The 13,664-nt window shown below is 71.5% G+C and carries 15 protein-coding genes and 1 tRNA gene; 4 read left to right on the top strand and 12 right to left on the bottom strand.

Annotated elements, in window-relative coordinates; all coding sequences use genetic code 11:
- Window positions 1-3: 3 nt before the first annotated feature.
- The 7 genes from ACZ6JY_RS00920 to ehuB form a co-directional block, all read right to left on the bottom strand.
- The gene (locus ACZ6JY_RS00920; protein ID WP_469190898.1) at window positions 4-684 is read right to left on the bottom strand and encodes a DedA family protein; all 681 of its coding nucleotides are present in this window, start codon (window positions 682-684) and stop codon (window positions 4-6) included.
- 152 nt (window positions 685-836) lie between these two features.
- Window positions 837-910: transfer RNA gene (locus ACZ6JY_RS00925), tRNA-Lys, on the bottom strand.
- A 76-nt stretch (window positions 911-986) separates the two neighbouring features.
- Window positions 987-1,754: an IclR family transcriptional regulator gene (locus tag ACZ6JY_RS00930; RefSeq protein WP_469190900.1), complete on the bottom strand. Its 768-nt coding sequence runs from the start codon at window positions 1,752-1,754 to the stop codon at window positions 987-989.
- A 156-nt stretch (window positions 1,755-1,910) separates the two neighbouring features.
- On the bottom strand, window positions 1,911-2,726 hold the full coding sequence (ehuA, locus tag ACZ6JY_RS00935; RefSeq protein WP_469190902.1) for an ectoine/hydroxyectoine ABC transporter ATP-binding protein EhuA: 816 nt from the start codon (window positions 2,724-2,726) through the stop codon (window positions 1,911-1,913).
- Window positions 2,716-3,363, bottom strand: a complete 648-nt coding sequence (gene ehuD / locus ACZ6JY_RS00940; RefSeq protein ID WP_447037635.1) for an ectoine/hydroxyectoine ABC transporter permease subunit EhuD — start codon at window positions 3,361-3,363, stop codon at window positions 2,716-2,718. The genes ehuA and ehuD overlap by 11 nt, the downstream gene beginning before the upstream one ends.
- Window positions 3,360-4,091, bottom strand: a complete 732-nt coding sequence (gene ehuC, locus ACZ6JY_RS00945) for an ectoine/hydroxyectoine ABC transporter permease subunit EhuC (protein WP_469191874.1) — start codon at window positions 4,089-4,091, stop codon at window positions 3,360-3,362. Before ehuC ends, ehuD begins: the two co-directional genes overlap by 4 nt.
- Complete coding sequence (gene ehuB / locus ACZ6JY_RS00950) at window positions 4,091-5,023, bottom strand: ectoine/hydroxyectoine ABC transporter substrate-binding protein EhuB (protein WP_469190904.1); 933 nt, start codon at window positions 5,021-5,023, stop codon at window positions 4,091-4,093. Before ehuB ends, ehuC begins: the two co-directional genes overlap by 1 nt.
- A 98-nt stretch (window positions 5,024-5,121) precedes the next feature.
- Between ehuB and ACZ6JY_RS00955 the strand changes: the two genes are divergently transcribed.
- The gene (locus ACZ6JY_RS00955; protein WP_469190906.1) at window positions 5,122-5,625 is read left to right on the top strand and encodes a DUF3830 family protein; all 504 of its coding nucleotides are present in this window, start codon (window positions 5,122-5,124) and stop codon (window positions 5,623-5,625) included.
- Window positions 5,626-5,700: 75 nt separating this feature from the next.
- Here the strand turns inward: ACZ6JY_RS00955 and ACZ6JY_RS00960 are convergent, their stop codons facing one another.
- Both ACZ6JY_RS00960 and ACZ6JY_RS00965 read right to left on the bottom strand, forming a co-directional pair.
- Entirely contained in the window at window positions 5,701-7,104 is a 1,404-nt protein-coding gene (locus ACZ6JY_RS00960) for an amidase (protein ID WP_469190908.1), read from the bottom strand.
- A gap of 50 nt (window positions 7,105-7,154) precedes the next feature.
- Window positions 7,155-8,135, bottom strand: a complete 981-nt coding sequence (locus ACZ6JY_RS00965; RefSeq protein ID WP_469190910.1) for a D-2-hydroxyacid dehydrogenase — start codon at window positions 8,133-8,135, stop codon at window positions 7,155-7,157.
- Between the two features lie 292 nt (window positions 8,136-8,427).
- On the opposite strand from ACZ6JY_RS00965, the gene ACZ6JY_RS00970 reads away from it, so the two are divergent.
- Window positions 8,428-9,246, top strand: coding sequence for a maleate cis-trans isomerase family protein (locus ACZ6JY_RS00970; RefSeq protein WP_469190912.1), 819 nt, complete (start codon window positions 8,428-8,430; stop codon window positions 9,244-9,246).
- Window positions 9,243-9,974 (top strand): maleate cis-trans isomerase family protein, encoded by a 732-nt coding sequence (locus tag ACZ6JY_RS00975; protein WP_469190914.1) that lies wholly within the window; start codon window positions 9,243-9,245, stop codon window positions 9,972-9,974. The genes ACZ6JY_RS00970 and ACZ6JY_RS00975 overlap by 4 nt, the downstream gene beginning before the upstream one ends.
- Before the next feature lie 15 nt (window positions 9,975-9,989).
- Here ACZ6JY_RS00975 and ACZ6JY_RS00980 read toward each other — a convergent pair whose 3' ends face one another.
- Window positions 9,990-10,181 carry a hypothetical protein gene (locus ACZ6JY_RS00980; protein ID WP_469191876.1) on the bottom strand — a complete coding sequence of 64 codons (192 nt, stop codon included), beginning with the start codon at window positions 10,179-10,181 and terminating at the stop codon, window positions 9,990-9,992.
- A 65-nt stretch (window positions 10,182-10,246) separates the two neighbouring features.
- A complete protein-coding gene (locus tag ACZ6JY_RS00985) occupies window positions 10,247-10,519 on the bottom strand; it encodes a hypothetical protein (protein WP_469190916.1) in 273 nt (90 codons plus the stop codon).
- Between the two features lie 120 nt (window positions 10,520-10,639).
- On the opposite strand from ACZ6JY_RS00985, the gene ACZ6JY_RS00990 reads away from it, so the two are divergent.
- Window positions 10,640-11,740 carry an LLM class flavin-dependent oxidoreductase gene (locus ACZ6JY_RS00990; RefSeq protein ID WP_469190918.1) on the top strand — a complete coding sequence of 367 codons (1,101 nt, stop codon included), beginning with the start codon at window positions 10,640-10,642 and terminating at the stop codon, window positions 11,738-11,740.
- Window positions 11,741-11,775: 35 nt separating this feature from the next.
- On the opposite strand, the gene ACZ6JY_RS00995 is transcribed toward ACZ6JY_RS00990, so the two are convergent.
- Window positions 11,776-13,608, bottom strand: a complete 1,833-nt coding sequence (locus ACZ6JY_RS00995) for a putative bifunctional diguanylate cyclase/phosphodiesterase (RefSeq protein ID WP_469190920.1) — start codon at window positions 13,606-13,608, stop codon at window positions 11,776-11,778.
- Between the last annotated feature and the right edge of the window lie 56 nt (window positions 13,609-13,664).

The following is a 13,664-nucleotide window of genomic DNA, read 5'->3' on the forward strand; positions in this document are numbered from 1 at the left end:
TCCCTAGCCGGCGCGGCGGTGGCGGGGCTCGGCGGCATCCATGGGCCGCTTCCGCGAGCGCACGCGTACGGCGATGTAGGCGGCGAGGGCGATGACGACCAGGACGAGGACGGCCTTGGAGAGCAGGCCCACGTAGGTCTCGACCGCGTGCCACTGGTCGCCCAGCCAGTACCCGGCCATGACGAGCACGGTGTTCCAGACCAGGCTGCCCAGCGTGGTCAGCGCGAGGAAGACCGGCAGCCGCATGCGCTCGACTCCGGCGGGCACGGAGATCAGGCTGCGGAAGATCGGCACCATCCGGCCGAGGAAGACGGCCTTGGTGCCGTGCCGCGCGAACCACACCTCGGTGCGCTCCAGGTCGGCGGGCTTGACCAGCGGCAGCTTGCCCCACAGGGCGTGCATGCGCTCGCGGCCGAACAGCACGCCGATCCAGTACAGGGCCGCCGCGCCGACCACCGAGCCGAGCGTGGTCCAGAAGAGCGCGGAGAACAGGCTGATCACCCCCTGCCCGGCGGCGAAGCCGGTCAGCGGCAGGATCACCTCGCTGGGCAGCGGCGGGAAGAGGTTCTCCAGGGCGATGGCGAGCCCGGCCCCGGGGCCGCCCATGACGTCCACCAGGTCGGCGGCCCAGCCCGCGATGCCGCCCGCGGGTTCCTCGGGGAGGGCGAGAGTCGTGAATTCCATGTGCACCACGCTAGAAACCGCAGGTCATCCGCGGTATGGGGGTTGCCGTCGAGTGGGGGTGCGGAAAACCGCACCCCGCGCGGGCCCGGAGGGCGTCCGTACGCGAAAGGGCGTCCCCGGAAGACCGGGAACGCCCTTTCGGCATTCGCAAGTGCGCCGCCAGGGACTCGAACCCCGGACCCGCTGATTAAGAGTCAGCTGCTCTAACCAACTGAGCTAGCGGCGCCTGCTGACTCATAAATAGTACCTGGTCCGAAAGGGTGCTCCGCACACCCGGCCGAGGGCCTAGATCGCCGGGGAGACTAGATCGCCATGGAGAGCAGCACCGGCGCCGCCCCGCGGTTCAGGGTGTCCGCGGCCTCGCGCAGCCGGTGGGCGTGCTCGAACGGCAGGGACAGGGCGAGGCAGCCGACCGCGGAGCCCGCCGTGATGGGGACGGCGGCGCAGACGGTGCCGACCGCGTACTCCTGGAGGTCGAGGACCGGGACCGTGGCGGGCTGGGCGGCCAGCCGGTTGAGCAGCGCCCGTTCGTTCGTGATCGTCCGGGAGGTGAGGCGGGCCATCTTGTGCCGGGAGAGGTGGTCGCGGCGGCCGTTCACGTCGAGCTGGGTGAGCAGGCTCTTGCCGATGGCGCTGGCGTGGGCCGAGGAGCGGAAGTCCACCCATTCGTTGACCGCGGGGGTGCGGGGGCCCGCCGCGAAGCCGGTGACGCTGACCTCGCCGTCGACGTAGCGGCTGATGTAGACGGCGGCGCCGATGGAGTCGCGCAGGCCGTCCAGGGTGCGCTGGAGCTTCGCGCGCAGCGCCTGCTCGTGGTGGCCGGCCGAGCCGAGGCGGTTGAGGGTCTCCCCGGTCACATAGGCGCCGACCGGGCTGTCGGTGAGCTGCTCCACATACCCCTCGCGGCGCAGCATGCGGAGGAGGGGCGCGAGGCGGGTGGCGGGCAGCCGGGTCTCGCGGGCCAGCTCGACGGTGGTCACGCCGGTGTCGTGCCTGGCGACGATTTCGAGCACCCGCAGGGCGCTCTGGACGGAGTCGTGCGGCGCGGTCGCCTGGTGCTGCAACGCCACGGCTTCCCCCAGGTGGAACGGATCCGGACAGTCGAGCTGTTCCCACGATAGTCGTCAAGTGGCTCAGGGGGAGCGTCTGTTGTCGAGATTCGTGGCGCGCTCCGGCTCCGTCAGCAGGAACGCGCCACGATGGCATATGCCACTGTCAGGCAGCGGTCACAGCACCGCGCTGAGGAACTCGCGGGTGCGCTCGTGCTCGGGCTCGGTGAAGATCTTCTCCGGCGTACCCGACTCGATGACGTGACCCGAGTCGAACATCAGCACCTGGTCCGAGATGTCCCGTGCGAAGTTCATCTCGTGGGTGACGCAGAGCATCGTGATGTCCGTGGTGTGCGCGATGTCGCGGAGCACGTCGAGGACGCCGGCCACCAGCTCCGGGTCGAGCGCGGACGTCACCTCGTCCAGGAGCAGCACCTGCGGGCGCATCGCCAGGGCGCGCGCGATGGCCACCCGCTGCTGCTGGCCGCCGGAGAGCTGCGTCGGATAGGCGTCGCAGCGGTCGCCGAGGCCGACCAGGTCGAGCAGCTCGCGGGCGCGCTGCTCGGCCTCGTCCTTGGAGAGCCCGAGGACGGTGACCGGCGCCTCCATGAGGTTGCGCAGGACCTTCATGTTCGGGAAGAGGTTGAACTGCTGGAACACCATTCCGATGTTCTTGCGGACCTCCCGCACGTGCTTCTCGCCCGCGGGGACGAGCTTGCCGTTCTTCTCCTCGTGGGTCAGGTACTGGCCGCCCACCTTGATCGTGCCCTCGTCCGGTCTCACCAGCGTCATCAGCAGGCGCAGGATCGTGGTCTTGCCGGAACCGGAGGGGCCGATCAGCGTCACGTGCTTGCCGGAGGCGACGGAGAAGTCGAGCTGGTCGAGGACGGTGTTCGAGCCGTACCGCTTGACCACGTTGTCGAAGCGGATCAGCTCGCTGCCGTCGACGGCGGGGTTGGGGATTTCCTGGGAAGTGCTGCTGTCAGCGGACAAGACGACGCTCCAAAACTCGCAGAAGAAGAGAGGCCGGGTAGGCGATGACGATGAAGGCGACGCCGACGACGCTGATCGCCTCGTACGTGAAGGTCGCCTGGCTGTAGCCCTGTGCCTGGCCCAGCATGTCGAGCGCGCCGATGGCGGCCATCTGCGGCGACTCCTTCAGCATGACGATCACGTAGTTGCCGAGCGCGGGGATCACCCGGCGCACGGCCTGCGGCAGGATCACCGACGTCCAGGTCCGGCGCTTGGAGAGGCTGAGCGCGGTCGCCGCCTCCCACTGGCCGGCCGGCACGCCCTCGATGCCCGCCCGGTAGACCTCCGAGGTGTACGTCGAGTAGTGCAGCCCCAGGCCGACGATGCCGGTGGTGAGCGGGGACATCGACGGGCCCCACTCCGGCACCACGTAGAACAGGAAGAACAACTGCACCAGGAGCGGGGTGTTCCGGATGAACTCGGTCACCACCGTGACCGGCCACCGGATCCACTTCTTCTCCGAGCGCTGCGCGATCGCCCAGACCAGACCGAGCGAGAAGGCGATCAGGGTGCCGAAGAGCAGCGCCTTGAGCGTGAGCTCCAGGCCGTCCCAGAAGAGCGGCATGAAGTCGTCGACATTCGACCAGTCCCAGTTCACTTGGCACCCCCCGTGCCGGTCATGACGTCGATCGACGACTTCGAGCGCATCCCGCCGAAGAGGCTCGTCTTCTCGGGTGCCTGCCCGACGCGTTTCTTGGCGTGCCGCTCAAGGAGGCGCATGCCGCGCGTCAGGAGGAACGCCAGCACGAAGTACAGGCCGAGCAGCAGCGTGTAGATCGGCGCGCTGTCGTTGGTGACGAGCCGCAGCAGGTCACCGGCGAAGGTCATGTCGGCCACCGCGATGAGCGACACCAGGGACGTGCCCTTGAGCAGCTCGATCAGCAGGTTGTTGAACGGCGGGAGCATCTCAGGCCAGGCCTGCGGCAGCTCGATGCGGCGCAGCCGCTGCGCCGGGGTGAAGTTCAGGGCGATGCCCGCCTCGCGCTGCGCGGGCGGCACCGCGGCGAGCGCGCCACGCACGATCTCCGACGCGTACGCCCCGTAGGTGATGCCGAGGGCGAGCACGCCCGCGAACATCGGCTGGAAGCTGATGTTGAAGACCGGCGGCACGGTGAACGCGATCCAGAACATGAAGACCAGCGACGACGTGCTGCGGAAGATCTCGAAGTAGGCCCCGGCGAGGAACCGCACGATCCAGAGGCGGGACGTGCGCAGCACACCGATCGGGAAGGCGATCACGAAGGCCAGGGCCGCGCTGAAGAAGGTCACCTGAATGGTGATCCAGATCCCGGGAAGGAACCAGTTCTGGAAGAACTCCGACGACATCATGAGGAGGCGCCCTTCGCAGGCGGGCACAGCTTCTGGAGGGTGAGGTCGGTCATCTCGTCCTCGGTGAAGCCGAACGGCTTGACGATGCGCAGGAGCTCGCCGCTCTTCTTGAGCTTGTGCAGCTCCTTGTTGAAGGCGTCGCGCAGGTTCTTCTCGGACAGCCGGAAGGCGAAGCCGCCGGCGCCGTAGGCGGGCTTGCCGTCGACCTCCGGCTGGAAGGGCTCCGTCGCCTCGGCGCGCGTGCTGCCCTTGATCACGGTGCGCACGGTGACGTTGGTGCCGGCGAAGGCGTCCACGCGGCCCTGGGCCACGGCGTCGAGCCCGGCCACCTGGTCGGGCAGGACGAGCACGTCCTTCACGCCCGCGGCCTTGGCGTAGTCGATCTCCGCGTACGCGGTGCCGCTCGCCAGCTTCAGGCCCTTCTTGGCGATGTCCTCGTACGTCTTGATCCCGTGCGGGTTCCCCTTCTTGACGATGAAGGAGTCGAGCATGAGGTAGTCGGGGTCGGAGAAGAGGACCTGCTCGCAGCGGGTCGGGTTGATGTACATGCCCGCCGACACCACGTCGAACTGCCGTGCCTGTGTGAGGCCGGGGATCAGGGCGCCGAACTTGGTGGGCACCGCCTTGACCTTGGGCACGCCGAGGCGCGGGAAGATGACCTTGGCGATCTCCGGCGCCTCACCGGTGACCTCGCCGTTCTCGTCGATGTAGCCGAACGGGACCTCGCCCGCGACACCGATCCTGACCGTGCCGCTGTCGCGCAGCCGGTCCAGCAGATCGCCCCCCTCAACCTTCCCTTCGTCTGGCACCCGGCTGCATGCCGAGGCGCCGAACGCGGCCAGCGCCGCCCCTCCCGCTCCGGTGAGCAGGGCGCGGCGGCGGACCGCTCTGCCTGTGAATCCCTCGTTGTTCCCAAGTGGTGGAGCCATGGGCGCGCGGCTACCCGACTCGACGCGGAATATGCCGCTCAATTTCAGCCCATGGTGCAATCGTTGTGGTCTTGACTCCAGAGAGGAGCATGGGACACATGGCAGACCGATTCATCGAAGTCTCCCTCGCCAAGCGGGGAGTTCAGTGCACGGCGAAGCTGCTCGACGACCGGGCTCCGGTGACCTGCGCGGCGGTGTGGGAAGCACTTCCGCTCGGCTCGGACGTCTACCACGCGAAGTACGCGCGCAACGAGATCTACGCCCTCTTCCCGGCGTTCGCGGACCGCGAGCCGCCCCTTGAGAACCCGACGGTCACCCCCATCCCGGGAGATCTCTGTTATTTCTCCTTCTCCGGGACGGAGCTGGGGACCCAGGCGTACGGATACGAGCCACAGGCCGACGTCCGGGCCGGCACCACCGTCGTCGACCTCGCCCTCTTCTACGAACGGAACAACCTGCTCCTGAACGGTGACGTCGGCTGGGTCCCCGGCATCGTCTGGGGCCAGATCGTCGAGGGCCTCGACCGCATGGCCGAGGCCTGCAACGACCTGTGGCGGGCGGGGGCGCAGGGCGAGACGCTGAACTTCCGGCGACAGGAATAGCAGAGCCGCCGGGCGGAAAATTGCGCCCGTCCGGCGATTGAGGACTGGGGGCGCGGGGGCGAAGCCCCCGAACCCTCAGCCGAGGCGCGGCGGCGCGATCCCCCCGGTCCCTGCCGAGTACAAGGCCTGCGCCGCACGAAGCACCAGAGCATCGGCATGCCGCGCGCCCACGATCTGCACCCCGACGGGCAGCCCCTCCGCGTCCGTCCCGCACGGGACCGTGCACGCGGGCTGCTGCGTGAGGTTGAAGGGGTACGTGAACGGGGTCCACCCCGTCCACCTCCGGTGCCCCGCCCCCCGGGGCACCTCCACCCCCGCGGCGAACGCGGTGATCGGCAGCGTGGGCGTGACCAGCAGGTCGTACGTGGAGTGGAAGGCACCCATGCGCCGCCCGAGGTCCATGCGGACGTCGACCGCCGCGAGGTAGTCGAGCGCGCTGTACCGCGCCCCCTGCCCGCAGACCTCCCGCAGCCCCGGGTCGAGCAGCTCGCGCTGGGCCGGTGTCATGTGCTGCACGACGCGGGCGGCGCCGCTGAACCACAGGGTCTCGAAGGCCGCCACCGGCTCCGAGAAGTCGGGGTCCGTCTCCTCCACGTACGCCCCCTGCGCCGCGAGGGACTCCACCGCGCCCCGCACGGCCGCCGCCACCGCGGGCCGCACGGCGACCTGCCCGCCGAGCGAGGGGGAGTAGGCGACGCGCAGTCCCCGTACGCCCTCGTCGAGGCCGTCGCGAAAGCTCGCCGGCGCCGCCGCGAGCTGCGACCAGTCCCGGGGGTCGGGCCCCGTGATGACGTCCATCATCAGCGCCGCGTCCGCCGCGTCCCGCGTCATCGGCCCCACGTGCGCCAGCGTGCCGAACGGGCTCGCCGGGTACAGCGGAACCCGGCCGTACGTCGGCTTCAGCGCGAAGATCCCGCAGAACGCCGCGGGGATGCGCACCGAGCCGCCGCCGTCCGTGCCGAGCGACAGCGGGCCCGCGCCGGCCGCCACGGCCGCCGCGCTGCCCCCGCTGGAGCCGCCGCAGGTGCGGGAGGTGTCGTACGGATTGCGGGTGATGCCGCTCAGCGGGCTGTCCGTCACGCCCTTCCAGCCGAACTCGGGGGTCGTCGTGCGGCCGACGAAGACCGCGCCGTGCTCGCGCAGCCGCGCCACCGAGGGGGCGTCCTCGTCCCACGCCCTGTCCGCGCTGATGGTCTTCGAGCCGCGCAGGGTCGGGCCTCCGCGCATCAGCAGGAGGTCCTTCACCGACACGGGCACGCCGTCCACCAGGCCCCGCGGCTCGCCGCGCCGCCACCGCTCGGTGCTCAGCCCGGCCTGTTCGAGAGCCTGCTCCGCCTCGACGCGCACGAACGCGTTCAGGGCGGGCTGTGCCTCCTCGGCCCGCCGCAGCACGGCACGGACCGCATCGACCGGGCTGAATTCACCCTTCCGGTAGCCGTCGACGAGTTGTACGGCGGTGAGATCCGTGAGCTCGGTCATGCACGCTCCTCAGCGATGAGTGGGGCGGTGCCGGGCGGCCGGGGCGCGGTTCACGGCCCCGGGACGTACCCGCGTTCCTTGTCGACCACGTTCCGCAGCGGTCTGCCCGCCGCCCATTCCTCGTACAGCTCCATGAACTGGGCGCCCAGGTCGTCGCGCCAGCCGACCGTGTCACCGCTCATGTGCGGGGAGACGATCAGCCCCGGAGCGGTCCACAGAGGGCTGTCGGCGGGCAGCGGCTCGTGTTCGAAGACATCCAGGGCCGCGCCCGCGATCCACCGCTTCGACAGGGCGGCCAGCAGGTCGTCCTCGACGACGAGCGGGCCGCGCCCGATGTTGACGAAGTGGGCCGACGGCTGCATGAGGCCGAAGCGTCGCGCGTCGAACATGCCGCGCGTGTCGTCCGTGAGCGGCGCCGCGCAGACCACCCAGTCCGCGCGGGTGAGCAGCCGGTCGAGCTCGGCGGTCCCGTGCACGCCGGGGCGCGGCGCGCGCCCCACCAGGGCGGTGGTGATCCCGAGCCCCTTCAGCGTCCCCGCGACGGCCCGGCCGATCGGCCCGGAACCCACCACGCACGCGCGCGTGCCCGCGATCCGCCTGCTCTCGCGGTGGCGCCAGGCGCGCTCCCGCTGGAGCTCCAGGGTGCGCGGCAGATCTTTGGCCATGGCCAGGACGAGCGCGGCGACGTACTCCGCGATCGGCTGGTCGAAGACGCCGCGGGCGTTCGTCACCACCGTGTCGGACGCGGCGAGTTCAGGACACATGAGGTGGTCGACCCCGGCGCTCGCGGTGTGCACCCAGCGCGGTCGCCGGCCCCCACCCGGCCAGGCGCGGCGCACCGCGTCCGAGGTGAAGTCCCACACCAACAGGGCGTCCGCGTAAGGGAGTTGCTCGGCCAGCGTGGTCTGGTCCGCGTGCAGTACGCGGGCCCGTCCGGTGAGGCCGCCGAGGCGCGGCGGCGGGGTCGGGGGCGCGGCGTCGAGGACCAGAACGGTTGTTCCTGGCCGCGTCGAGGGTGACGGTTCGGACATCGAGGGGAAACCGTTTCGCAAAGAGGTACCGCTTCCCTGAAGAAGTACGGCTCAGCCGTCTGAGATGTGCGGATTGACCACGCTGGCACCCGAACCTACCTTCGTCAACAGAGGCACTGGCGCGTCGGCACACCGTCAACCGAGTACTCTCCGTGCGCGCGCTCGTACCCTCCGTCCGTGCGGTCGGCCGCGCGGAGCTCCCCGTCCCGACGTCCCGGCGCGTCGCCGGCTCCCCGCTCCTCCCCGGCCCCCGGCCGGTCCCTGACACCACGTAAGAACATGGGGCCTGCTCATGGACGTCTCTTTCCTCGGTGGCCCGCACCCACAGCGCGGTGTGGGCGTCGTAGCCCCTTTCGACTTCGTCCTCGACCGTGAACTCTGGCGCTGGGTTCCGGACGAGGTCTCCCTCCATCTGACCCGGACCCCGTACGTGCCGGTCGAGGTCAGCCTCGACCTGGCACGCCTGGTCAGCGAGCACGAGACGCTCGCCGACGCCGTGCGCGCGCTGAGCGCCGCCGAGCCCGAGGTCCTCGCGTACGCCTGTACGTCGGGCAGCTTCGTCGGCGGCATCGCGGGTGAACGCGCGATGTGCGCGGCCATGACCCGCGAGGGCGCGGTCGCCTCCGTGACCACGTCGGGCGCGCTCATCGAGGCGCTCGACGAACTGGGCGCGCGGCGCGTCGCGCTCGTCACGCCCTACACCTGGTCGGTGACCGAGGTCCTGGAGGAGTACCTGGCCGAGTCCGGCGTCTCGGTCACGGCCCGCGCCTACCTCGGCCTGACACGGCACATCTGGAAGGTCTCCTACCGGGAGGTGGCCGACATGGCGCGCCAGGCGGTACGGGGCAGCGCCGACGCCCTCTTCATCAGCTGCACGAACCTCCCCACGTACGACGTCATCCCGCAGCTGGAGGCGGAGCTGCGGGTGCCGGTGATCTCGGCGAACCAGGTGACGATGTGGTCCGCCCTGCGCCGGCTGGGTACGCGTGCGGTAGGGCCCTACCAGGCGCTCATCGACCTGGGGGCGCGGCCGGGCGCCAGACCGCTGGCCCCGCCGCCCCCGCAGGGCCTGCCCGAAGGACCACCCGCAGAAGGAGGAGGCTGGACGTGACGGCACTCGGATTTCTCTACCCGGGGCACTCGGCCGAGGACGACTACCCCCGCATGGAGCAGATGCTCGGCAGTGATGTCCGGCTGACGGTCGTCCACACGGACATCGGCGAGGACGCCCACCGTGTCGACGCGCTCCTGGAGATGGGCTCGCCCGCGCGGCTCGCCGCGGGCGTCGAGGAGCTGCGGCTCTCCGGCGCCGAGGCGGTGGTCTGGGCGTGCACCAGCGGCAGCTTCGTCTTCGGCTGGGACGGCGCCCACGCGCAGGTGCGGGAACTGGCCGTCGCCGCGGGCCTGCCGGCCTCGTCGACGTCGTTCGCCTTCGCCCACGCCGTACGGGAGCTGGGCGCGGGCCGCGTCGCGGTCGCGGCGACGTACCCGGAGGACGTGGCCGCGCACTTCTCGGTGTTCCTGAAGTCGGCGGGCGTGGAGGTCGTCTCCGTACGCGGGAGTGGCATCATCACCGCGGCGGAGGTCGGCACCTGGGGCCGCGACGAGGTCCTCGCGCTGGCCCGCGGGGGCGACCACCCGGACGCCGGGGTGGTGCTCCTGCCGGACACCGCGCTGCACACGGCGGCGCACGTGCGCGACCTGGAGGCGGCCCTCGGCAAACCGGTCCTGACCGCGAACCAGGTCACGGTCTGGGAGGCCCTGCGGCTCGCCGACCGCCGGATCAACGCCCCGGAGCTCGGCGCGCTGTTCACGAGGGAGCCGCTGGTGCAGGTCTGAGGGGCGGGGGCGCGGTCACGGGCTGAGGATCAGCCTGACCACGGTCAGCGTGTGGACCGAGGCGGACACGTAGTAGAGAACGATGGCGCTGCGGACCGTCGCCTCCCTGCGGTCGGGGTCGTCCCGTACGGGTGTCGAGCCGTGGTCGTAGGGGGCGCGCCCCAGGGTCCGCACGAGCTCGGCGCGGAAGGCCTCGGCGTCTCCCATCTTGGTGAGGGTGTCGTCGGCGGGCGGCGCGTAGGTGACGCGGTGGACGCGGCGGTGGCGAGGGCTCAACGCGACCCCCGCCCCTCCGGGCCGTCGGTGCCGCGCCGCTGCGCCTCGTCGGAGGCCAGCCGGGCGAGGCGCGCCTCGGCGTCGGGGTCGGGCACCGCCTCCAGCATCCAGTGCCGCATCACGGAGTGGATCTCGTCGATCCCCGCGGCGTTGATGGCCCGGTCGAACTCCGCGCGCCGCTCCCCGGGCAGGGCGGCGCGGATGTCGGGGATGGTGTTGGGCACCTCGACCTCGACTCCGTCGACCACGGTCTTCAGCGGATCAGCCATGGTGATCACGTTAGCGAGGCGGCGCGGCGCGCGGGAGGGGAATAAGCGGAGTGAGCCTCCTGTTGGCCCACCCGTACCCATGGAACGCGAGACGCACGTACGCAGTGCAGGAGGCCCCCAGTGACAGTGGACCCGACCGACGAAGGCATCCGCGGCGAGCGGCACGGCACGGCGCCCGTACCCCTGTCCGTCCTGGACCTCGTCACCGTCGGCGCAGGCCGCACGGCCACCGACGCGCTGCGCACCAGCGTCGACATCGCCAAGCTGACCGAGGCCCGCGGCTACCACCGCTACTGGGTGGCCGAGCACCACTCGATGCCCGGCGTCGCGTCCTCGTCGCCCGCCGTGATCCTGGCCCACCTCGCCGCCCACACCGGCCGCATCCGCCTCGGCTCCGGCGGCGTCATGCTGCCCAACCACGCCCCGCTGGTCATCGCCGAGCAGTTCGGCACCCTGGAGGCCATGGCCCCGGGCCGCGTCGACCTCGGCCTCGGCCGCGCTCCCGGCACCGACGGCGCCACGGCCGCCGCCCTGCGCCGCACCGAGCGGCTCGGCGAAGGCGCCGACGAGTTCCCCCAGCAGCTCGCCGAGCTGACGCGCTTCCTCGACGACGACTTCCCCGACGGCCACCCCTACCGCCGCATCCACGCCGTGCCCGGCCCCGTCCAGGCGACCTCGCCCGGCGGCGTCCAGTCTCCGCACCGGCCGCCGCTGTGGCTGCTCGGCTCCTCCGGGTTCAGCGCCCGCCTCGCCGGCGTCCTCGGCCTGCCGTTCGCCTTCGCGCACCACTTCTCCGCGCAGAACACGGTCCCGGCGCTCGACCTCTACCGCGAGTCGTTCAAGCCCTCCGCGGTCCTCGACGCCCCGTACGCCCTCATCGGCGTCTCCGCGCTCGCGACCGACGACGAGAACGAGGCGCGCCGCCAGGTCCTCGCCGCCGCCCTGAACATGGTCCGGCTGCGCACGGGCCGCCCCGGCCTCGTCCCCACCCCCGAGGAGGCGGAGGCGTACGCGTTCAGCGAGATGGAGCGCGACTTCGTCGACAGCTGGAACGCCAACGTCATCCACGGCACCGCGGACCAGGTCCGCACCGGCCTCGACGACCTCGCCAAGCGCACCGGCGCCGACGAACTGATGATCACGGGCAACGCCCACAGCGGCGAGGCCCGCCTGCGCTCGTACGACTTGATCGCGGACGCGTACGGCCTGCCGAAGGCGTAGTGCGGCCCTGAAGGCGTGGGAGGGCGCGCCCCGGCTCACACGCCGGGGCCCACCTCGCCCAGTAGTACGGAGATACGATCCGCCGCGACCGGCCGGGAGTAGAGCCACCCCTGTCCCGTGTCGCAGCCGATCCGCCGCAGCCGGGTCGCCTGCGCCGCGGTCTCCACGCACTCCGCGGTCACCGTGAGGCCGAGGCGGTGGGCCAGTCGCACCATCGCCTCGACGATGACCTCGTCGGCGGGGTTGCCCTGCGCCTCGCCCTCCTCGTACTGGAAGCCCCGTACGAAGGAGCCGTCCAGCTTGAGGGCGGAGACCGGCAGCCGGCTCAGGTACGCCAGGTTCGAGTAGCCCGTGCCGAAGTCGTCGATGGCGATGCGCACGCCCATGTCGCTGAGCTCCTGGAGGGCCTGGAGCGGGCGGCCCGCGGAGCCCATGACGGCCGACTCGGTGAGCTCCAGTTGCAGCAGCCCCGCCGGGAGCCCGGTCTCGGCGAGGATCGCGGCCACGTCCGCGACGAGGTCGGAGTCCCACACCTGCCGCACCGCCACGTTGACGCTGACGAAGACCGGCTCCCGCTCCGGGTGGGCGAGCTGCCAGCGGCGCGCCTGACGGCAGGCCGTGCGCAGCACCCAGCGGCCGAGCTGCACGATCGACCCGTCCTCCTCGGCGAGGCTGATGAACCGATTCGGCGTCAGGAGCCCGAATTGCGGGTGCCGCCACCGCACCAGCGCCTCGACGCCGAGCACGTCCTCGTCGTGGAGGCCCACCAGCGGCTGGTAGTCGAGGACGAACTCGCCCCGGTCGACGGCGGGCCGCAGCGAGCTGGAGAGCGTCTGGCGGGTCATGCGGTGGGCGTTGCGCTCGGGGTCGAACAGCGTCCAGCGGGCCTTGCCGTCCGTCTTCGCCCAGTACAGCGTGGTGTCGGCGGCCTGCATGAGCGCCGTCGTGGTGGTGCCGCTGGCGCGCCGCTCCACCACACCGATGGACGCGGAGACGGAGAGCCGCCGCCCTGACAGGTCGAAAGGGTCCTGGAGCGCCTTCAGCGTCGCCTCGGCGAGGTCCGCCAGCTCCTCGGTGCCGGTCGACTCCTCCACGAGCAGCGCGAACTCGTCCCCGCCGAGCCGCGCCACCAGCGGCGGTACGTTCCTGCCGTGACCGGCGCGGTCGGCGCAGCGCGTGAGCCGCTCCGCGACGGCGGCCAGCAGCCGGTCGCCGATCCGGTGGCCGAGGGCGTCGTTGACCGCCTTGAACCCGTCGAGGTCCAGATAGCAGAGGCCCACCCGGCCGGTGCTCGAATCGTCGTACGCACCCGCTTCGAGCGCGGTCGCGAGGCGTTCGAAGAAGAGGTTGCGGTTGGGCAGCCGGGTCACCGGGTCGTGCATCTCCATGTGGCGCAGCCTGGCCTGGAGCTCGCGGCGCGCGCTGATGTCGGCGGCGGCGAGCAGCACGGTCCCGCCGCCGCCCCGGTCTGCGGACTCCGGCATCGGCGACACGGTGATCCGCGCCCAGAGGGAGTGCCCGTCGGGGTGTTTCAGGCGCCGCGTGCAGCGCAGCTCGGCCTGCCGGCCGCGGAGCACCTCGCGGTACGTGTGCCAGGTGCGGGCGTCGGACGCCAGGTCGACCAGGTCGGCGGCGATGCGCCCGGTGAGCTCCTCGGGGTGCGCGCCGAGGAGCGCGGCGAAGGCGTCGTTGGCGTCGACGACGAGGCCTTCGCCGTCGACCACGGCGAGGGGGAGGGGGGCGTGCGCGAAGGCGCCGCGGTAGTCGGCGCGCTCCGGCTCGCCGGTGCGCTTCGGTTCGTCGGCGCGCTTCGGTTCACCACGGTCCGTCACCGCGTGACGGCACCGGACGGATGGTGTGGCGGTCATGGAGGCGGGCCCTTCGGACGTTCCGTTCACCGCTTGCTCCCACAGTGCAGTCGTTC

The sequence above is a fragment of the Streptomyces sp. NPDC046335 genome, from assembly GCF_055587985.1.

Excerpts from the sequence above, each read along its gene's own strand:
- ACZ6JY_RS00920 (WP_469190898.1), bottom strand. The coding sequence starts at position 684 with ATGGAATTCACGACTCTCGCCCTCCCCGAGGAACCCGCGGGCGGCATC.
- ehuC (WP_469191874.1), bottom strand. The coding sequence starts at position 4,091 with ATGTCGTCGGAGTTCTTCCAGAACTGGTTCCTTCCCGGGATCTGGATC.
- ehuB (WP_469190904.1), bottom strand. The coding sequence starts at position 5,023 with ATGGCTCCACCACTTGGGAACAACGAGGGATTCACAGGCAGAGCGGTC.
- ACZ6JY_RS00955 (WP_469190906.1), top strand. The coding sequence starts at position 5,122 with ATGGCAGACCGATTCATCGAAGTCTCCCTCGCCAAGCGGGGAGTTCAG.
- ACZ6JY_RS00960 (WP_469190908.1), bottom strand. The coding sequence starts at position 7,104 with ATGACCGAGCTCACGGATCTCACCGCCGTACAACTCGTCGACGGCTAC.
- ACZ6JY_RS00965 (WP_469190910.1), bottom strand. The coding sequence starts at position 8,135 with ATGTCCGAACCGTCACCCTCGACGCGGCCAGGAACAACCGTTCTGGTC.
- ACZ6JY_RS00970 (WP_469190912.1), top strand. The coding sequence starts at position 8,428 with ATGGACGTCTCTTTCCTCGGTGGCCCGCACCCACAGCGCGGTGTGGGC.
- ACZ6JY_RS00980 (WP_469191876.1), bottom strand. The coding sequence starts at position 10,181 with ATGGGAGACGCCGAGGCCTTCCGCGCCGAGCTCGTGCGGACCCTGGGG.
- ACZ6JY_RS00985 (WP_469190916.1), bottom strand. The coding sequence starts at position 10,519 with ATGGCTGATCCGCTGAAGACCGTGGTCGACGGAGTCGAGGTCGAGGTG.
- ACZ6JY_RS00995 (WP_469190920.1), bottom strand. The coding sequence starts at position 13,608 with ATGACCGCCACACCATCCGTCCGGTGCCGTCACGCGGTGACGGACCGT.